The organism is Candidatus Brevundimonas phytovorans (assembly GCA_029203145.1).
Classification (GTDB): Bacteria; Pseudomonadota; Alphaproteobacteria; order Caulobacterales; family Caulobacteraceae; genus Brevundimonas; species Brevundimonas phytovorans.
In genome coordinates this window covers 2,423,995-2,441,291 of record CP119309.1, presented here as the reverse complement: position 1 = coordinate 2,441,291, position 17,297 = coordinate 2,423,995, and the positions used below count along the sequence as shown (strand labels likewise).

Here is a 17,297-nt window from a genome sequence, read left to right as displayed (position 1 = left end):
GCATAAGTCGGAGCGGCGCAGACGGCGCCAGGGAGTGACGAAGATGGCGGATGGCGCTTTCGGCCTGTCAGAGGAACTGGCGCGCGAGACCGCTCCCGTGTGGGAGAAGGTCAAGGGTCTGGTGACGCCGCTGGAGTGGCCGGAACAGGCGAAACTGATCAGCGAGATCAATGCGCTGAAAAAAGAGCGCAACGCCGTCATCCTAGCCCACAACTATATGACGCCCGAGATTTTCCACGGGGTCGGCGACTATGTCGGCGACAGCCTGGGGCTGGCCAAGGAGGCTGCGCGCTCGAACGCCAAGGTCATCGTCCAGGCGGGCGTGCACTTCATGGCCGAGACGTCGAAGATCCTGAGCCCGGAGAAGACCGTGCTGATCCCCGACCTGCGCGCGGGCTGCTCGCTGGCCTCCTCGATCACCGGCGCGGACGTGCGGCTGATCAAGCAGCGCTACCCCGGTCTGCCGGTCGTCACCTATGTGAACACGACCGCCGACGTGAAGGCTGAGACCGACATCTGCTGCACCAGCGCCAACGCCGTTCAGGTGGTGGAATGGGCGGCGAAGGAATGGGGCGTCGACAAGGTCATCCTGATCCCCGACGAGTTCCTGGCGCGCAATGTCGCGGCCCAGACGAATGTCGGCATCATCGCCTGGAAGGGCCGCTGCGAGGTGCATGAGCGCTTCACCGCCGACGACATCGCCGAGATGCGCGCCGCCTATCCGGGCGCGGAAATCCTGGCCCACCCGGAATGCCCGGAAGAGGTGCTGGCCGCGTCCGACTTCGCCGGATCGACGGCGGCGATGATCGACTATGTGGTCGACCGCAAGCCGAAGCAGGTGGTGATGATCACCGAGTGCTCGATGGCCTCGAACGTCAAGGGCGACGTGCCCGGCGTCGACTTCATCGGCCCGTGCAACCTGTGCCCGCACATGAAGCGCATCACGCTGGAGAACATCCGCGACTGCCTGAAATACATGCAGTTCGAGGTGACGGTGGAGCCCGAGATGGCCGAGCGCGGGCGTCTGGCCGTGCAGCGGATGATCGACCTGCCGCCGCCCGCCATCCCGGCGCGCTATGACCTGATCAAGGCCCGGCACCACGTCGATGTGGAGCTGATCTGATGCATGACGCTGCTGTCCTTCTCCCCTCGGGGGAGAAGGTGGCCGGTGGAGCCGGACGGATGAGGGGGAGGGCAGCCTCATCCTCGACCGTTCGCCTGTCTCCGGCGTCCCCCTCATCCGAGACGCTGCGCGTCCCACCTTCTCCCCCGAGGGGAGAAGGATGAGCGTCGAGGGGCCTTGGGGTGCGCGCGACGGACGAACTGCGCCTGTCTCTGAAGCCGCGCCCGTTCGTTCCGCACCGCTGGAGGACAAGGGTCAGCATCCGGCCTGGGCCATCGCCTCGACCCTGCTGATGGCGGGCTTCCTGTGGTGGGTCACGGGCAGCGTCGTGGTGGCGGGCGGCGTCCTGTTCGGCCTGTTCGTGCATGAATACGGGCACGTTCTGGCGATGAACCGCCTCGGCATGGGACCGGCGCGCATCTACATCATCCCCTTCCTCGGCGGCATGGCCAAGGCTCAGCGCGAGCCGAAGAGCGAGTGGCACGGCGTGCTGGTGTCGCTGGCGGGTCCGGCCTTCGGCCTGGTCGCCATGATCCCCTTTGTGGCCGTCGGCTTGGCGCTGCGGTCGCCCGAGTGGCTGATGGGGGCCTTCTTCATCGCCATGATCAATCTGGTGAACCTCCTGCCCGCCCCGCCGCTGGACGGGTCCAAGGCTCTGGGGCCGGTGCTGACCCGGGTGCATCCGCGGCTGGAGCAGGTCGCCCTGCTGGCCGTCGGCGGTCTGGCCGTCTGGTGGGGCCTGTCGACGGGACGGCTCATCCTGGCGGCCTTCCTCGCCATCGCGATTTTCGGCCATATGAAGCGCGGCGTCTGGCGCGCGGCCTGGGGTCAACTGAGCTGGCCGGAGGCGGGGCGCAGCCTGGCGCTCTATCTGGCGACGGCGGCGATCTGTGCGGCGGCGGCCCTTGGCGCCCTGCTGCCCCTGACCGGCGGCGCGGTGGAACCCGCCTTCGACATGGGCCTGAAATTCATCGGCGTGGGAGGCCGCTAGCAGCATGGCGCGTATCCGGCATGACGGGCCGCTGATCATCGGCGGCGGACTGGCGGGGCTGTCGGCCGCGCTGGAGGCCGCGCCGGCGAAAGCCTTGGTGGTCACGCCGGATCTGTTGCTGAACGCCTGTTCCTCGGCCTGGGCCCAGGGCGGGCTCGCGGCGGCCCTGTCGCCGAAAGACAGCGCGGTCCTGCACGCGAAAGACACCGAAGGGGCAGGGGCCGGTCTGGTCGAGCCCGAGGCCGCGCGCGCCCTGACCGAGCGGGGGCGCGAGACGGTGGAGTGGCTGGCTTCTCTGGGCGCGCCCTTCGACCGGGACGAGGCGGGCGGATTTTCCGTCAGTCTTGAGGCGGCGCACAGCCTGCCGCGCGTGGCGCGGGTCGGCGGCGACGGCGCCGGGCGGGCCATCCTGTCGGCGGTGGTGGCGGCGGCGCGCGCCTCCAAGCATATCGAGATCTGGGAAGACGGGCGGCTGCGCGGCCTGATCCAGGACGTGAACGGCCGGGTGCGCGGCGCCCTGATCGAGCGGGCTGGCGGGCGCGTGGACGAGGTCTTCGCCCCCGCCGTCGTCTTGGCCACCGGCGGCGTCGGCGGTCTGTATGAAGTGACGACCAACCCCTCGGCCCTGCGCGGCGAGGGGCTGGCGCTGGCCTATCTGGCGGGGGCTGAAATCCTCGATCCCGAGTTCGTGCAGTTCCACCCCACCGCCATCGATGTCGGCCTCGACCCGGCGCCCCTGGCGACCGAGGCCCTGCGCGGCGAGGGGGCGCGGCTGATCGACGGAACCGGCGCCTTCCTGCTGGGAGCAGACGCCGACGCCGATCTGGCCCCGCGAGACATCGTGGCGCGGGTGGTGCACGCGGCGCGCGCCGACGGACGCGGGGCGTTTCTGGATGCGACCCAGGCGGTGGCCGAGGCCTTCCCGCACGAGTTCCCGGCGGTGTTCGCCGCCTGCATGCGCGCCGGGCTGGACCCGCGCGTCAGCCCCATCCCGGTGGCGGCGGCGGCCCACTACCACATGGGCGGCATCGTCGCCGACGACGAGGGGCGGACCACGGTTGCGGGCCTCTACGCCATCGGCGAATGCGCGGCGACCGGGGTGCACGGCGCCAACCGTCTGGCCTCCAATTCCCTGCTGGAAGCGGGCGCCTTCGGGCGTCGCGCCGGGCGGGCGGCGGCGCAGGAGGTGCAGCCGGCCAAGGCGGCGCTGAAGCCGGCGCGGGCCTCGAAGGATTTGCCGCCCGAAGCGATGGCTGAGCTTCGCGCCGCCATGACCCGGTTCGCGGGCGTGGTGCGCGACGAAGAGGGGCTGAGCGTCCTGATCGGCGGCATCGACCGACTGATGAAGGCCCATCCCGACGCCGTGGTCCTGACCGCCGCCCGCCTGATCGCCGAGGGGGCGCTGAAGCGCCGCGAGAGCCGGGGTGGGCACTACCGCGCCGACTATCCCGACAGCCTGCCGACGGCGGAGCACACGCGGATGCGGCTGACGCCTGTGATCCTCCCCTGCGGAGCGGGGGAGGGGGACCGCGAAGCGGTGGAGGGGGCGGAGCCGGGCTCTTGCCTAACCGTTGCTGAGCGCTGAGAAAACACAAACCGGGGCGGTTGCGGCCGCCCCCTCCACCACGCTGCGCGTGGTCCCCCTCCCCCGTCGGGGACGGGGGAGGATTGGTGAAGAAGAATGACCCGAACCTTGCCGGACCTGCTGATCGAACCCGTCGTGCGGATGGCCCTGGCCGAGGATCTGGGCCGCACCGGCGATGTGACGGCCCAGGCCTGCATCCCCGAGGAGGCGCGGATGAGCGCAGTCTTCGCCGCGCGTCAGGCGGGCGTGATGGCCGGCGGCGCCGTGGTGCGGATCGCGGTCCATGCCATGGACCCCAAGGCCAAGGTGACGGTGAAGGTCGCCGACGGCGAGGCCTTCGAGGTCGGGACCGTGCTGGTTGAGGTCGAGGCTGACGCCCGCGCCCTGCTGGCGGCGGAACGGACGGCGCTGAACCTGCTGGGCCGGATGTGCGGGATCGCCACCCTGACCCGGACCTATGTGCAGGCCGTGGCGGGAACAACTGTCCGCATCGCCGACACCCGCAAGACCACGCCCGGCCTGCGCGCGCTGGAGAAGCACGCGGTGGCCTGCGGCGGCGGTCTGAACCACCGCTTCGGACTGGATGACGCCATCCTGATCAAGGACAACCACGTCGCCGTCTGCGGCGGGGCGGGCGAGGCGGTGCGTCGCGCCAAGGCCTTCGCGCCCCACCTGATGAAGGTCGAGGTCGAGGTCGACAGCCTGGCTCAGCTGGACGAGGTCCTGCCGGAGCGCCCGGACGTCATCATGCTGGACAACTTCAACCTCGACGACCTGGCCGAGGCCGTGCACCGGGTGAAGGCCAGCGCCTTTGGTCCCGTGACGCTGGAGGCCTCAGGCGGGGTCAATCTGACGACCGTGGCGGGCATCGCCGCGACCGGGGTGGACGTGATCTCGGTGGGCGCCCTTACGCACTCTGTTCCGCAGTTGGACGTGGGTCTGGACGCGAAGTAACCGGGCGAGCGAACCATTTGCGGCCAATCCATTTCTGGATCGGTTCGTCGATGAGGCGGTTGTAGAGGTCCGAGGCGACCAGGGTGAAGACCAGGGCGCCGAACCACATGGCCCAGGCCTCCCAGGCCACGCTCTCGATCGCCGGATGCAGGCGGGCCGCCAGCGGCTCGACCACGTCGAACCAGACGGCGCCGGTGATGGTGTGGACCATGAACAGGCAGAAGCTCACCTTGGCGCCCCATTCGGCGCCGGGGATGGGCTTGGTCACTGGCGAGGCGCCGCAGCCGATGATGACGGCGCCGATGGCCAGGATGTTGATCAGGTCCGGCCCGACCCACCAGGCGTTGGCCAGCAGGACGGCCCCCCCGCCAAAGCCGACGATCCGCGCCGCGCCGGCGGTCCAGCGCCCCGTCTGAACCGCGCGCGCCAGCGCCAGCCCGACCAGGAAGAGCGGCGCGGCGCGGAACATGCACCACTGGAAGGGCAGGCTGAACTGCTGCTCGCCCAGCAGGGCCAGGCTCAGGGCGTTGGCGCCGACGACAATGCCGATCGCCAGCCCCAGACTGATGCAGACGCTGTTGATCCTCAGCATGGTCCGCCACAGCATGGGGAAGAAGGCGTAGCAGATCAGCAGGGTCGAGATGGTCCAGCTGGGAATGTTCCAGTGACCGCCGCCCAGCCCGAAGGCATGCAGCAGCAGGATCTGGGCGGGCAGGCCGGACAGGTCAAACCGGCCCTCATTGCTCGCCTGCATGCCCAGGGCCCCGGCGGCGAGCACCATGACGACCAGCATGGCCAGGGTGATGATATGGGTGGGATAGCAGCGGGCCAGCCGCTTGAGCCAAAACCGGGCCAGGGACACCTTGCGGCTGGCGACGCCCGCGCCATAGGCCTTGGCCAGAACGAAGCCCGACAGGATCAGGAAGAAGTCGGTGGCCAGATAGCCGCGTCCCAGAAAGCCATGCATCGACTGCAGCGAGATCGGCGCCGCATCCCCGAAATGAAACACCACCACGAACAGGGCGGCGACAAATCTCAGGGCGTCGAGCGCGCCGCCACGCGTTTTGGAGGCGGCGGGCGGGGCGGCGGAGGTCAGGGTCATGCGGCGGCTTCCGGGACGTCGGGGGCGGTCTGAGCCGTCTTCAGCAAGAAACAGGCCGGGAACATCCTTGCGTCGGGGCTCGTTTCCTTGAGGTGAAAGGAGCCCGCCATGACCAAGTCCTTATCCGTACCCAAGGAGCAGCGCAGCTTTGCCGATCATGGCGCGTGCGCGGTTCAGGATATGGCGGATCGGCATGAGTTGGCGACCGGCGCCGCGAAGGGGCCGCCGGGCGATATGGGCGTCAACACGCATCAACAGGGCCGGTTCGGCAACCTGAAGCAGAACATGACGCCGCAGTGGAAGACGCAAGACCGCTAGACAGCCATCCACGGTCGGGCCGTCACCGGGAGGTTATCCGGCGACGGCGGTTTCCGACGCGATCTGGTTGTAGGGCACAGGGCCGGTCGAGGCCTCGGTCGTCTTGAGACTGGCCTGAATCAGGCGCGGGGTCTCGGCGCCGCTCGAGGGACGCGGGGTGTAGCGGAAGGCGTCGCTGGAGCCCGAACGACCGCCGAAGCGATAGAAGAGGTGATCGCCGACCTGGCCGACCTTGACCAGGCTGTTGCGCCAGCTGGGCGAAACCCCGGTGGTGTGGAAATGGGTGGCGTTGCCGACAGGGGCATAGACCTGACCTGACAGGGCCTTGGACGCCACGTCGCGCGCGCGGTTCCAGGCGGCGCGGTTGACGGCGCCGCGCATGGCGCCGTTGCAGGTAAAGCTGAACTGGCAGCCGCTGCTGCGGTTCGAGCCCTGGAAGACCACGGCGCAGACGGTATTGGGGAAGGCGGCGTGACGGGCGCGGTTCAGAACCACCTGGGCCACGGCCTTCATGCCGTCCACACCCTCGCCGCGCGCTTCGTAATAGGCGGCCTTGGTCAGGCAATCGAGATCGCGCGACTGGTCCAGCGAACTGCCGAGATTGAAGGGGCGGGCGGCGGGGCTGGTCAGGTTGGCGCGACGCAGGCCGTTCTGGCTCTCTTCCAGGCGGGCGGTCAGCAGTTCCGCCTGACGGTCGCGCTGGGCGGCGCCAGCGACGGAATAGGGGTCATGGCGATCAGCGATGGCCAGGGCGCTGGCGTCCAGGCCGCCCGCCGCAGCGGCCATGGCTTCCTGGGTATAGCCCTGGGAGCCGGCGCCTTGCAGGCGTTCAGCCTGGGCGCGAACGGTTGAAGCCTGGGCGGCCACGCCGCCCAGATAGGCTCCACCGACAGCAAGGCTGACCACGCCGCCGAACGCCGCAGCCGCCGTCCTGGGGCGCAGGCGAATCGATTGGGCGGCGTGCATCAGCGCACGCGTCTGCGAAGAGAAACTCAAAGGCGTAGTCCTGTTCAGCAGGGCGAGGATGCCGCCCCTGTACTCAACGAACCCAGGCGACATGACGCGTCGCGAACCGGCTCCGGACCAGAGATCGACGAACGGCCGACCTCCGGAAGGCGGGCCTTAAGCCATCTGTTTATGACCTCAATGTGGTTGATTCGCCAGATATCGTTGCGCCGCAGCAATTCGTCGCGCGCCTACAGATGGCGTTTCGACCGCTTGTGAGAAGCCTGTGTCATTGCTTCAGCACATCTTGCCGAATCTGTATTCGGATACCGGTCGATGATTTCGATCCGGCCCCGATCGGATCGTAAACGCTATTCGTGAAGGCTGGGTTACTTGCTGAAAGGCGTTTCGCTTGAGAGGGGAACTCTAGGCCTCTGGGCGCGTTGCAAGCTGAACCATTTCAAGGAGTTCTCCGCCCCATGACCCGATCCTCGATCCGCGCCGCCGCCGTTCTCGCTCTCGGGGTCTCGGCCCTGGCCCTGTCCGCCTGCGGCCATTCGGTCGAGCAGAAGGCGGCGACCGGCGCCATCGCCGGCGCTGTGGTGGCGGGGCCGGTGGGGGCCGCGGTCGGCGGGGCGGCCGGCGCCGCCGTCGGCCATATCGACAAGCCGCACCGCTAATCGCGCCTGCGCGCGGCCCCGCTTGCCTGCGGCGCCGCGACGGCCCATCTGCTGTTCTGGACGCGATATCGCTCTAAATTGCGCGTTTAGAGGTCCGGAACGGCCGCAGAGCTTGCTTTTCGCGCCGGATTCCGCTTTGCCAGCGCGCCGGGCCGTTCGCGCATCCGCACGCCCGCCGGGCCGCCACTGATCGGCGTCGCCCCTCATCAGAGTTTCAAGGAAGACCGCCTCTACGCATGCGAGACCTCAAACAAACCGGCTTCAACGACCGTATCTCCGCTCAACAGGACGCCAAGAAGGCCCTGCTGGCCAAGTTCAAGCCCAAGCCGACCGTTCAGGATCCCGAGTTCGAGAAGCTGGCCGCGAAGCGGGCCGCCGAGAAGGAGGCTCTGCGTCAGCAGTTCGAGCTGGAAAAGGCTGAACAGCGCCGTGAGAAGGCCGAGAAGGAAGCCGCACGCATGGCGGCTGAACAGGAAGCCCAGGAAGAAGTCGACGCCGCCAAGCGCGCCGCCCGCAAGGAGCGCAAGCAGTTGACTAAGGAAGAACAGAAGGCCGCTCGCGACGCCCGCTACGCCGCCCGCAAGGCGCGTCAGCGCTAAACAAGCGTCTTCCAGCTAAGGCCCTTCTCCCTTTGCGGGAGAAGGTGGACGGCGAAGCCGGACGGATGAGGGGGGCGCGAGGTTCAACGCGCCGCCTTCGTCCGCCATTGCGAGACCCCTCATCCGGCCCTGACGGACCACCTTCTCCCGCAAGAGGAGAGGGGTTTGGCGCTCGGCTGTTTGAGCGCTGTCTGCGCCTGCAACGCCCCGGCGACTTCAGCGTTTCAGCAGTGAAGATTCATGGGCGCAGGCCGCCTCGCCCCTTGGCGGGCCTGAGAAAACACCTACCTGCAAAGCTGGATCTTCGTTCGTCACGCCTTCAGGAGCAGACATGACCGCTTCCATCGACACCGGCCTGAAACCCAAGGAGCGCGGCGATGTCGCGCAGGAACTGTCCAAGGTTCTGGCCGACAGCTTCGCCGTCTATCAGAAGACGCACGGCTATCACTGGAACGTTCGCGGGCCGGAATTCTTCAGCCTGCACAAGCTGCTGGAGCAGCAGTACAATGAAATCTGGGCCGCGCTGGACGACATCGCCGAGCGTATCCGCGCCCTGGGCGAACTGGCCCCGCAGAGCGCCTCGGCCTTCGCCAACCTGACCTCGATCAAGGACGGCGACCCGGAAAAGGACGCCAACGCCATGCTCAAGGAGCTGATCAAGGACCACGGCGTGCTGATCGCCACGGCCCGCGCCGCCCTCGACGCCGCCGACAAGGTCGGCGACGAGGCCTCGGTCGATCTGATGACCCAGCGTCTGGCCGCTCACGAAAAGGCCGCCTGGATGCTGCGGTCCAGCCTGGGCGACCGCTAGAGCGCGGTCGCTCACGGAACGGTAATCAACGGGCCTGAAAAGCGCCGGATTGGGTGACCATCCTGATCTCCCTCCGGCGCTCGCCAGCGCCGCCTATGGGACGCTGGATGCTGAAAGGCCGACTGCCGCAGTTGAAGACGACCGGACGTCAGGCCCTGGCCATGGCGCCTATGGCGGTGGCCGTCAGTCTGGCGGTCATGGGTCTGGCCATGTCGGCCAGCTCCAGCGTGCGGCCTGATCTGGACCGCACCGCCGAGGCTGTGGCCCGCGCTACTGGCGGCGACCTGACCCCGAACGGCCTGAAACTGATCATGGCGCGGCTGGACCCCGGCCAGTTGGCCATCGCCCGCCGCTTCGACCCGGCGTTGAACCTGCCCGAGCTTTATGACCTGACGCCGGGGTGGGAGAGTCTGACCCTGGGCGGCAAGCCGTCTCTGGACGCCGGCGTCTCGGGCGTCGCCGCCCAGCAGTTGAACGCGGCCATGCCCAATGCCTTGGGCGCGTTGCAACCCGCGAAGCCCTTCGACCTGCGTCCCGCCACCGAGGCTGACCGCAAACGCGCCCTGCGCTGCCTGACCCAGGCCGTCTACTACGAGGCGGCGCTGGAGCCGAGCGAGGGGCAGGAGGGCGTGGCCCAGGTCGTGCTGAACCGCGTGCGCGACCCCAACTATCCCAACACGGTCTGCGGCGTGGTCTATCAGGGCGCCGAGCGGACTGCCGGCTGCCAGTTCAGCTTCACCTGCGACGGGGCGCTGAGCCGCGCCCCCATCCCCTGGGCCTGGTCCCGCGCCGCCCGCGTGGCCGAGCGCGCCCTGGCCGGCCATGTGGCGACGCGCGTGGGCACCGCGACCCACTATCACGCCGACTACGTCCATCCGTGGTGGTCGCCGACCCTGGCCAAGATCACCCAGGTCGGGGCGCACATCTTCTATCGCTGGAAGGGCGCGCCGGGCGAAAGCGCAGCCTTCGCCCAGAGGTCGGCGGGCCGCGAACCTGTCATCGACGAGGCCCGCTTCGCCCGGCCCCGCATCCTGCTGGCCGCCGACAGCGTCGAGGAGGCCTTGGCCGGCGCCGCGCCGAACCAGTTGCGCACCGTCGAGATTGACGGCCAGACCCGCGTGGTCGGCATCGCCAGCCTGGGCGGCCGCCGTCAGGCCAGCAAGGACGAAATCGCCGCCATCAACGAACGGCTGAAGGCCTATGAGGCGGCGCCCGCCGTCGCGGTCGCGCCTCCGCCCGGCGTCACCGCCATGGCGGTCGAGGAAGTGGGCAAGCCGGCGGTCTGACCGTCGCTGTCGCGGCGCGGCGGCTATCGTCGCCCCGCCTCGAGTGCGTCCGCTCTGAAATGCCAGAACGGGTGGGAAGCGGGCCTTGGAAGTGGAGGGGGTCCCCTATAGCCCAATGGGAACGGCGATCATTTGATATGGGACAAACGTGTCCGAGCCCCAGCAACACGCCGCTTCAATGAAAATGAGACCATCGTCGGGATCAGAAACCTGGAGCCCTGCCCAGGCTCGAAGGATAGGAACGTCGCCAGTTGTGATAGTCCCATTTCGCGAGCGGGCAAAACGGTTCTGCCCGACGGCAATCCAGCCGTCGTCAGTCGCGATCAAACTGTTGAACGGCCAGGTTTGTCCGGCTCGATTGACGATTGAACCGGGCTTGATGGGGAGCGGATCAGCGAAGACTGAAGAGATCTGGTCTTCACAAACCCGCATGACTTCACCGTATCGTCCGCTGAGGTGCGCCAAACTTGCTCCAACCAGAATGCAGCCCTGAGTCGAGGTGTCGGTGATAATCCCGACGACTGGCGTGCAGTCAGGGCTGATCAGGCCGCCGCATGAATTGGCGCCGGCTTCGCGCACGAAAGAAATTGTCCCGGTTGAAACATCAATGCGCCGCAATCCGCCACCCCACTCGCCCTTGTTGTATCCGACGAAAAGCATGCCATCGGTGAGCGCTGAAACCTGTGCGTAGGGTTCCACGGATGCAGCAAGCGGCCTGCGGTCCCACTTGTCGGCCAGGGGGAGCAGAACCTTTTCGGTTGTCAGGACGCCGGGGCCGTCGTTCGTGGCAAACAGGGCCACAGGACTACCTTCGAAATAGATCCGACGTTCAGGTTGATCGGGATCCCGAAGGTCACGCACGACGCCTTGATTGGCGTCTAGCCCCACCAGCGCCCAGAGGTGGGGGCCGTCAGCCAGGATATCCAAGACCTGAAGAGCAGCGACCGATCGTTCGCCGGTCTGCCGGTTAAACCGCACGACCTGCTTGGAAGCGCCGCGAAGCCACAATGAATCTGAGGTCGCAATACCTTCGACAACGGCTCCGCCAAGGTCCGGGTCAGTCCGGTCTCGGATCGGGCGTCCTTCTGCATCTGTGCGGATTTGAGCAGCAGTGCCTTCAGCCAAGGTCAGCACAATGAGCAGGGCAAGAAGTGTTGAACGCATGCACAACCATCCTACGGGTCTAGGTTTATGGCGCGCTTCTTCGAATGGGCGGTCTGCAATGGATCAAAAGCGAGGAAGCCGCGAGCCGGTAGCTATCGGATGTCGAGCCTAGCGCAAAAAACGCGCCGTAGCCCACCCTTCCCGATGGGGAGGATGGGCTTGAGGCCCTACCAGGCCCCGATTTTCTCGGCTTCGGCGTGGCTGATGGGGTTGTGGGCGGCCTTGTGGTCTTCCTCGGCGAGGAAGCGCGAGGCTTCCAGTGCGGCCATGCAGCCCATGCCGGCGGCGGTGACGGCCTGGCGATAGACGTCGTCGGTCACGTCGCCGGCGGCGTAGACGCCTTCGATGGCGGTCGAGGCCGTGCCCGGCTTGACCCGCAGATAGCCGCCGGAGTTGATCTCCAGCTGACCCGCGAACAGCTCCGAAGACGGGGCGTGGCCGATGGCGATGAAGACGCCGTCGGCGGGGATTTCCGACAGGTCGCCGGTCTTGACGTTCTTCAGGCGCACGCCGGTGACGTTGCGGGCCACGCCGTCGACGACGCCGAGGATTTCATCGACGGCCACGTCCCAGATCACCTCGATCTTGGGGTGGGCGAACAGGCGGTCCTGCAGGATCTTCTCGGCGCGGAACTCGGCCTTGCGGTGGATGACCGTGACCTTCTCGGCGAAGTTGGTCAGGAACAGGGCTTCCTCGACGGCCGTGTTGCCGCCGCCGACGACCGCGACCTGCTTGCCGCGATAGAAGAAGCCGTCGCAGGTGGCGCAGGCGGAAACGCCAAAGCCCTGATACTTGCTCTCGGATTCCAGACCCAGCCACTTGGCCTGGGCGCCGGTCGAGATGATGACGGTTTCGGCCAGAAGCTCCGTGCCGCTGTCCAGCGTCAGGCGGAAGGGGCGCTGCGACAGGTCGGCCTTGGTCACGATGTCATGGATGACCTCGGTCCCGACGTGCACGGCCTGGGCCTGCATCTGCTCCATCAGCCAGGGACCCTGGATGGTCTCGGCGAAGCCGGGATAGTTCTCGACATCCGTGGTGATGGTCAGCTGACCGCCGGGTTGCAGACCGGCGATGACCACCGGGTTCAGCGAGGCGCGGGCGGCATAGATGGCGGCGGTCCAGCCGGCGGGACCGGAACCGATGACGGCGAGGCGGACAGTACGGGGCGTGCTCATGACGCCTATTTAAGGGCTGATTCCCGAATGCGCGATGCTAGCGTGTCGTTTCAAGCGAGGGGATTTGATCATGAGCAACAGAAGCGCGGCCTTTCTGCCCGTCGGGATCGGCGTCGGACTGGCGATCGGGGTCGCTTTCGGCAAGGCCGTCGACAACCTGGCGCTGGGCCTTTCGCTGGGCGTGGCCGTCGGGGCGGGGCTGGGCGTGGCCCTGATGGGGTTCGGCCATCTGAAGGCGCAGAGCGGCAAGAAGGCGGCTGACGGCTCGCCCATGGTGTCGGACGGCGGCGCTTCGACATCGAGCGGCAGCCACTGCGCGCCCAGCGCGGACTGCGGCGGGTCTGACGGCGGCGGCGGGGGCGATTGACGCACATCGTCGTGGAGGCCCATGCTCCTTCAAGGAACAGGGTGATGTCATGACCTCAGCCGCCGATCCGGTCCGTGAAACGCGCAGCTATCTGCGCCGTCTGCTGGCCGCAGCGCGGCGCGGGGTGGATCGGGAGGCGGTCGAGGCTTCGGTCTATGACAACGGCGGTTTGAGCGGCCGCTATTTGATGATGACGGTGATCTCGGCCGCCATCGCGGCCCTCGGTCTGATGCTGTCGTCACCAGCCGTGGTCATCGGGGCCATGCTGGTGTCGCCGATGATGGGGCCGATCGTGGCTCTGGGCTTTTCACTGGCCCTGCTGGACTGGCGTCGGCTGAAGCAGTCGCTGACCTGTCTGGCGGTCGGTATGGCGACGGCCCTGACGGTGGCCATTCTGCTGACCCTGCTGTCGCCGCTGAAGGAGCCGACCAGCGAGATTCTGGCGCGGACCCGGCCCAACTTCTTCGACCTGCTGATCGCGGTCTTTTCCGGGGTGGCGGGGGCCTATGCGGTGATCCGCCAGCGCGGCGAGACCATTATCGGCGTGGCCATCGCCACGGCCCTGATGCCGCCGGTGGCCACCGTCGGCTTCGGCATCGGCACGGGGGAGCTGTCGATCTCGGTGGGGGCCTTCTATCTGTTCATGACCAATCTGGTGGCCATCGCCCTGTCGGCGACGCTGACGGCGGGCTTCTACGGCTTCCGGCCGCGGCTGATGGAGCGGCCCTCGCCGTGGCGGGGGATGGCGGTGCTGGCGGTCTTCGTCCTGCTGTCGATCCCGCTGGTGATCTCGCTGAGGGCCATCGGACTGGAGAGCCGGGCCACGGCCGAGACGCGGACGGCGGTGGCCGACATCTTCGCCGGGGCGGATTCTCGCATCACCCTTCTGGACGCCCGCAGCGAGGGCCGTGGCGTGGTGGTTTCGGCTCTGGTCAGCACGAAGAAGCTGGTCGCCGACGCCCAAGGCCAGCTTCAGGCCCGGCTGTCGGCGGCCCTGCATACGCCGGTGACGGCGACCCTGGATCAGATCGTCGTGGCCGACCCGCAAGCCGCCGCGCGCGCGGTTCAGGCCAGCACCACCTCGGCGGCCGACCCCACGGCGACTCTGCGCACCCGCCTGTCCGACGCCGTGCCCTTCGCCACGGACGCGGTGATGGTGGACGCCGAGGGACGGCGCGCCATCGTCCTGCTGCGGCCCGACGCCGGGCTGGATCTGGCCAGCGCCTATGCCCTGGAGGCGGGACTGCGTGGACGCTTTGAAGGCGTGGATGTCTGGGTCACGCCGCCGGTTCAGGAACTGTCCGTGGTCGATCTGAGCGATGCAGGCGCGCGGGCGCGGGCGGTCTGGGCTCTGACCCGCTGGCGGGCCAGTCCCGCGGTGCGCGACTGCCGCCCTGCGCCGGGCGCAGCGGTCGGCGAAGGCCAGGAACCCCAGCCGAATGCGGGCGAGGCCTTTCGCGCCCAGCTGGCGGCGGCGGGCGTCTCGATCCGCGCTGAACCGGGGCCGGAGTGCCGTCGGGGCGATCAGAACCTGGCGCGGCTGTCGCTGGGCTAGGCAATGACCCCGAATCGTCACCCTCGGGACAAGCCCGAGGGTGACGATTCGGGGTGGATCCTAGCCGCGCGCGGCCATGGCCTCCAGCACCGCCCTGGCTGCGCGCTCGGTCTCGTTGAGCGGGGCGTAGGTCCAGGGCTGCAGCGATCCGTCAAAGGGCCGCGCGGCGCCGTGGGTCATCAGGTCGGCGTGAAGCCGGGCGAACTTGCCGGCGGGCTTGAGCGGGATCATGGGCAGGACGTGGACCGGCTTGCCGGTCGAGGCGGCCTCCGCAGCCATATTGGCGCTGTCCTCGGTGACGAGGACGTGGTCAGCGGCGTCCAGCATGGCGAACAGGGGGTTGTCGCCCGTTCCGTCCCAGATCCAGCCCGGCAGGGCCGACAGGCGCTCGGTCATGACGGCTTTCGCCGCCTCGGGCGTGCGGCGCGAGAAGGTCAGCAGCAGAGAGCCGTTCGCCGTCTCTATCGCCGTCTTGATCTGATCGGCCAGCGCCACCGCATGGGCGGGCGGCAGGTCAAAGGCCTTGGACCGACCGCCGATCATCACCGCGACACGCGGATGGGGCAGGGGGGCGATGCGGTCGGAGAAGGCGGGCGCGGCCTCGGCCAGCTTTGACGGCGTGATGCGGTGGGGGCTGCCGACGATCTCCAGGACGTTGTCGCCGGCCAGACCGTCGTGGGCCGGGGCGACGATCAGGTCATAGACGCTGTTCTTCCAGCGCGGGTCCTGGGTCTGGACGGTGAAGGTCTTGCCGCCGCTCCAGTCGCGCACGCGGGCGGACAGGGGCAGGCTGGCGCGCCCGGTGGCGATCCACAGATCGGGCCAGTCGGTCACGGCGCGGGGATCAAACGAGCCCGGCGCCAGCATGGCGGGGGTCTTCAGGCTGGACGGCCAGCGGTCGAACAGGGGCCGCCAGCGGACGATCTTGAGGGCGATGTCGGCGGGGGTCAGGCGGGCGACCGCCTCGGCCAGACCCAGGGCCTGGTTCTGGATGCCGGTGCGGCCGTCGGACACCACCCAGACAGACAGAGGGCGCGCGGCAGAACCGCGCGCCCCTGTGGCCTTCTCAGCGAGAGAAGGGCTTATTTCCACTCGACCTTGAGGATTTCATAGGCCTTCACGCCGCCGGGCGTGTTGACCTCGACCACGTCGCCGACCTTTTTCGAGATCAGGGCGCGGGCGATCGGCGAGGCGATGGAGATCTTGCCCAGCTTCACATCGGCTTCGTGTTCGCCGACGATCTGATAGACGCCCTCTTCCTCGGTGTCTTCGTCCACGAAGGTGACGGTGGCGCCGAACTTGACCTGGCTGCCCGACAGCTTGGAGACGTCGATCACCTGGGCGCGCGACAGCTTGTCCTCGATGTCGGCGATCGAGCCTTCGATCCAGCCCTGGCGTTCCTTGGCGGCGTGATACTCGGCGTTTTCGGACAGGTCGCCGTGTTCGCGGGCCTCGGAGATGGCCGCGATGACGCTCGGCCGTTCGACCTGCTTCAATTGCTTCAACTGTTCGTCGAGGACACGGTAGCCCTCGGCCGTCATCGGCACTTTTTCCATTGTGTCGTGAATTTCTTGTTTCGCCCTGAGACTAATGAGAGACGTAATCAGCACAGACGCGATCACGGGGCGCGCGTGATCGGGGCCGAGAGCCTAGGGCGCCCTTTCGCCAAACTCAAGAGCATGATCGGCGGGACGGATCAGGGCTTGGTCTGACCCATGGCCCGGCGGATCGCGGTCCAGGCGATAAAGCCGAGCGCCGCCACGGCCAGCAGCATGAAGACGCTGGAAATCAGTCCCACCCCTGCGGCGATAAAGGCGATGATGACGCAGATGGCGGCGGACAGGGCCGCGATGACTTGAATGACTGAAAGGCGCATGGGCTCGTAAACGCCGGCGCCGCGCCGGGGTTGCGCCCTCCCGAAGCCGTGATCGGGCAAGGCGGGCGTCAGGCATAGGCATAGTCTCCGCCACGTTCCAGGGCGCGTTTCCAGGCCGGACGGGCATGGATGGCGTCCAGGAAGCGCGCGATATGAGGATAGGCCGCCAGATCAACGGCGCGGCTGGCGGCGGCCTCCAGCGGGAAGCTCATCATGATGTCGGCGGCGCTGAACGCCGGCCCGGCGAACCAGCCGGTCGCAGCCAGTTCGGCCTCTTGCCAGTCCGCGTGGGCCTTCACCTGTGGGTCGATGAAGCCGGTCTGCGCCTTGGCGGCGATGCCCTTGACCAGGGGCCGCATCAGCCCCGGCGCCCGCCGTGGCATCTGGGCGAAGACCAGCTTCAGCAGCAGGGGCGGCATGGCCGAGCCCTCGGCGTAGTGAAGCCAGTAGGTGAAGCGCCGTCCCTCCGCCGTGCCGCGCGCCGGCCGCAGCCGGCCCTCAGGGTCATAGGCGTCCAGCAGGTATTCGACGATGGCCCCGGTCTCGGCCACGCGGACCTCGCCGTCATCCAGAACCGGCGACTTGCCCAGCGGATGCACCGCCCTCAGCTCGGGCGGGGCCAGCATGGTGGCCGGGTTTCGCTCATAGCGCTTGATCTCATAGGGCAGGCCCAGCTCTTCGAGCAGCCAGAGCACGCGTTGCGAGCGGGAGTTGTTCAGGTGATGGACGGTGATCATGACCCGCCCCATACGCGCGGCCTCAGGGT

At 68.0% G+C, this 17,297-nt stretch carries 19 protein-coding genes; 11 read left to right on the top strand and 8 right to left on the bottom strand.

Annotated elements, in window-relative coordinates; translation table 11 throughout:
* Positions 1 to 43: 43 nt before the first annotated feature.
* The 4 genes from nadA (at position 44) to nadC (ending at position 4,653) form a co-directional block, all read left to right on the top strand.
* Positions 44 to 1,123 (top strand): quinolinate synthase NadA, encoded by a 1,080-nt coding sequence (gene nadA / locus P0Y52_11990; protein WEK57257.1) that lies wholly within the window; start codon positions 44 to 46, stop codon positions 1,121 to 1,123.
* 160 nt (positions 1,124 to 1,283) lie between these two features.
* Entirely contained in the window at positions 1,284 to 2,114 is an 831-nt protein-coding gene (locus P0Y52_11985) for a peptidase M50 (GenBank protein ID WEK57256.1), read from the top strand.
* A 4-nt stretch (positions 2,115 to 2,118) separates the two neighbouring features.
* Positions 2,119 to 3,699: an L-aspartate oxidase gene (locus tag P0Y52_11980; GenBank protein ID WEK57255.1), complete on the top strand. Its 1,581-nt coding sequence runs from the start codon at positions 2,119 to 2,121 to the stop codon at positions 3,697 to 3,699.
* 96 nt (positions 3,700 to 3,795) lie between these two features.
* Positions 3,796 to 4,653: a carboxylating nicotinate-nucleotide diphosphorylase gene (gene nadC, locus P0Y52_11975; GenBank protein ID WEK57254.1), complete on the top strand. Its 858-nt coding sequence runs from the start codon at positions 3,796 to 3,798 to the stop codon at positions 4,651 to 4,653.
* Here nadC and P0Y52_11970 read toward each other — a convergent pair.
* On the bottom strand, positions 4,607 to 5,755 hold the full coding sequence (locus P0Y52_11970) for an acyltransferase (protein ID WEK57253.1): 1,149 nt from the start codon (positions 5,753 to 5,755) through the stop codon (positions 4,607 to 4,609). The genes nadC and P0Y52_11970 overlap by 47 nt on opposite strands.
* A gap of 108 nt (positions 5,756 to 5,863) precedes the next feature.
* Here P0Y52_11970 and P0Y52_11965 point away from each other — a divergent pair, with 108 nt between their 5' ends.
* Positions 5,864 to 6,073 (top strand): hypothetical protein, encoded by a 210-nt coding sequence (locus P0Y52_11965; GenBank protein WEK57252.1) that lies wholly within the window; start codon positions 5,864 to 5,866, stop codon positions 6,071 to 6,073.
* Between the two features lie 33 nt (positions 6,074 to 6,106).
* Here the strand turns inward: P0Y52_11965 and P0Y52_11960 are convergent, their stop codons facing one another.
* Entirely contained in the window at positions 6,107 to 7,069 is a 963-nt protein-coding gene (locus P0Y52_11960; GenBank protein WEK57251.1) for a cell wall hydrolase, read from the bottom strand.
* Between the two features lie 428 nt (positions 7,070 to 7,497).
* Here P0Y52_11960 and P0Y52_11955 point away from each other — a divergent pair, with 428 nt between their 5' ends.
* The 4 genes from P0Y52_11955 (at position 7,498) to P0Y52_11940 (ending at position 10,394) form a co-directional block, all read left to right on the top strand.
* Complete coding sequence (locus tag P0Y52_11955) at positions 7,498 to 7,698, top strand: hypothetical protein (GenBank protein WEK57250.1); 201 nt, start codon at positions 7,498 to 7,500, stop codon at positions 7,696 to 7,698.
* Between the two features lie 236 nt (positions 7,699 to 7,934).
* Positions 7,935 to 8,297 carry a DUF6481 family protein gene (locus P0Y52_11950; protein WEK57249.1) on the top strand — a complete coding sequence of 121 codons (363 nt, stop codon included), beginning with the start codon at positions 7,935 to 7,937 and terminating at the stop codon, positions 8,295 to 8,297.
* 331 nt (positions 8,298 to 8,628) lie between these two features.
* Positions 8,629 to 9,108, top strand: coding sequence for a DNA starvation/stationary phase protection protein (locus P0Y52_11945; protein ID WEK57248.1), 480 nt, complete (start codon positions 8,629 to 8,631; stop codon positions 9,106 to 9,108).
* Between the two features lie 107 nt (positions 9,109 to 9,215).
* The gene (locus P0Y52_11940; protein ID WEK57247.1) at positions 9,216 to 10,394 is read left to right on the top strand and encodes a cell wall hydrolase; all 1,179 of its coding nucleotides are present in this window, start codon (positions 9,216 to 9,218) and stop codon (positions 10,392 to 10,394) included.
* A 105-nt stretch (positions 10,395 to 10,499) separates the two neighbouring features.
* Here P0Y52_11940 and P0Y52_11935 read toward each other — a convergent pair whose 3' ends face one another.
* The gene (locus P0Y52_11935) at positions 10,500 to 11,558 is read right to left on the bottom strand and encodes a hypothetical protein (protein ID WEK57246.1); all 1,059 of its coding nucleotides are present in this window, start codon (positions 11,556 to 11,558) and stop codon (positions 10,500 to 10,502) included.
* A 167-nt stretch (positions 11,559 to 11,725) separates the two neighbouring features.
* The gene (gene trxB, locus P0Y52_11930) at positions 11,726 to 12,733 is read right to left on the bottom strand and encodes a thioredoxin-disulfide reductase (protein ID WEK57245.1); all 1,008 of its coding nucleotides are present in this window, start codon (positions 12,731 to 12,733) and stop codon (positions 11,726 to 11,728) included.
* Positions 12,734 to 12,803: 70 nt separating this feature from the next.
* On the opposite strand from trxB, the gene P0Y52_11925 reads away from it, so the two are divergent.
* On the top strand, positions 12,804 to 13,100 hold the full coding sequence (locus P0Y52_11925) for a hypothetical protein (GenBank protein WEK57244.1): 297 nt from the start codon (positions 12,804 to 12,806) through the stop codon (positions 13,098 to 13,100).
* A gap of 49 nt (positions 13,101 to 13,149) precedes the next feature.
* Positions 13,150 to 14,655 carry a TIGR00341 family protein gene (locus P0Y52_11920; protein WEK57243.1) on the top strand — a complete coding sequence of 502 codons (1,506 nt, stop codon included), beginning with the start codon at positions 13,150 to 13,152 and terminating at the stop codon, positions 14,653 to 14,655.
* A gap of 60 nt (positions 14,656 to 14,715) precedes the next feature.
* Here P0Y52_11920 and P0Y52_11915 read toward each other — a convergent pair whose 3' ends face one another.
* From P0Y52_11915 to P0Y52_11900, 4 genes are all read right to left on the bottom strand, one after another.
* Positions 14,716 to 15,669: a mitochondrial fission ELM1 family protein gene (locus P0Y52_11915; protein WEK57242.1), complete on the bottom strand. Its 954-nt coding sequence runs from the start codon at positions 15,667 to 15,669 to the stop codon at positions 14,716 to 14,718.
* A 68-nt stretch (positions 15,670 to 15,737) separates the two neighbouring features.
* A complete protein-coding gene (gene greA, locus P0Y52_11910; GenBank protein ID WEK57241.1) occupies positions 15,738 to 16,211 on the bottom strand; it encodes a transcription elongation factor GreA in 474 nt (157 codons plus the stop codon).
* A 140-nt stretch (positions 16,212 to 16,351) separates the two neighbouring features.
* Positions 16,352 to 16,531 carry a hypothetical protein gene (locus tag P0Y52_11905; GenBank protein ID WEK57240.1) on the bottom strand — a complete coding sequence of 60 codons (180 nt, stop codon included), beginning with the start codon at positions 16,529 to 16,531 and terminating at the stop codon, positions 16,352 to 16,354.
* Positions 16,532 to 16,599: 68 nt separating this feature from the next.
* On the bottom strand, positions 16,600 to 17,268 hold the full coding sequence (locus P0Y52_11900) for a glutathione S-transferase (GenBank protein WEK57239.1): 669 nt from the start codon (positions 17,266 to 17,268) through the stop codon (positions 16,600 to 16,602).
* Positions 17,269 to 17,297 lie beyond the last annotated feature (29 nt).

What these genes read in the sequence shown, in the direction of transcription:
- P0Y52_11970 (WEK57253.1), bottom strand. Translation starts at nt 5,755, where the DNA reads ATGACCCTGACCTCCGCCGCCCCGCCCGCCGCCTCCAAAACGCGTGGC.
- greA (WEK57241.1), bottom strand. Translation starts at nt 16,211, where the DNA reads ATGGAAAAAGTGCCGATGACGGCCGAGGGCTACCGTGTCCTCGACGAA.
- P0Y52_11985 (WEK57256.1), top strand. Translation starts at nt 1,284, where the DNA reads ATGAGCGTCGAGGGGCCTTGGGGTGCGCGCGACGGACGAACTGCGCCT.
- P0Y52_11955 (WEK57250.1), top strand. Translation starts at nt 7,498, where the DNA reads ATGACCCGATCCTCGATCCGCGCCGCCGCCGTTCTCGCTCTCGGGGTC.
- P0Y52_11935 (WEK57246.1), bottom strand. Translation starts at nt 11,558, where the DNA reads ATGCGTTCAACACTTCTTGCCCTGCTCATTGTGCTGACCTTGGCTGAA.
- P0Y52_11925 (WEK57244.1), top strand. Translation starts at nt 12,804, where the DNA reads ATGAGCAACAGAAGCGCGGCCTTTCTGCCCGTCGGGATCGGCGTCGGA.
- P0Y52_11940 (WEK57247.1), top strand. Translation starts at nt 9,216, where the DNA reads ATGCTGAAAGGCCGACTGCCGCAGTTGAAGACGACCGGACGTCAGGCC.
- nadA (WEK57257.1), top strand. Translation starts at nt 44, where the DNA reads ATGGCGGATGGCGCTTTCGGCCTGTCAGAGGAACTGGCGCGCGAGACC.
- P0Y52_11900 (WEK57239.1), bottom strand. Translation starts at nt 17,268, where the DNA reads ATGATCACCGTCCATCACCTGAACAACTCCCGCTCGCAACGCGTGCTC.
- P0Y52_11945 (WEK57248.1), top strand. Translation starts at nt 8,629, where the DNA reads ATGACCGCTTCCATCGACACCGGCCTGAAACCCAAGGAGCGCGGCGAT.
- trxB (WEK57245.1), bottom strand. Translation starts at nt 12,733, where the DNA reads ATGAGCACGCCCCGTACTGTCCGCCTCGCCGTCATCGGTTCCGGTCCC.
- P0Y52_11980 (WEK57255.1), top strand. Translation starts at nt 2,119, where the DNA reads ATGGCGCGTATCCGGCATGACGGGCCGCTGATCATCGGCGGCGGACTG.
- P0Y52_11950 (WEK57249.1), top strand. Translation starts at nt 7,935, where the DNA reads ATGCGAGACCTCAAACAAACCGGCTTCAACGACCGTATCTCCGCTCAA.
- P0Y52_11965 (WEK57252.1), top strand. Translation starts at nt 5,864, where the DNA reads ATGACCAAGTCCTTATCCGTACCCAAGGAGCAGCGCAGCTTTGCCGAT.
- nadC (WEK57254.1), top strand. Translation starts at nt 3,796, where the DNA reads ATGACCCGAACCTTGCCGGACCTGCTGATCGAACCCGTCGTGCGGATG.
- P0Y52_11905 (WEK57240.1), bottom strand. Translation starts at nt 16,531, where the DNA reads ATGCGCCTTTCAGTCATTCAAGTCATCGCGGCCCTGTCCGCCGCCATC.
- P0Y52_11920 (WEK57243.1), top strand. Translation starts at nt 13,150, where the DNA reads ATGACCTCAGCCGCCGATCCGGTCCGTGAAACGCGCAGCTATCTGCGC.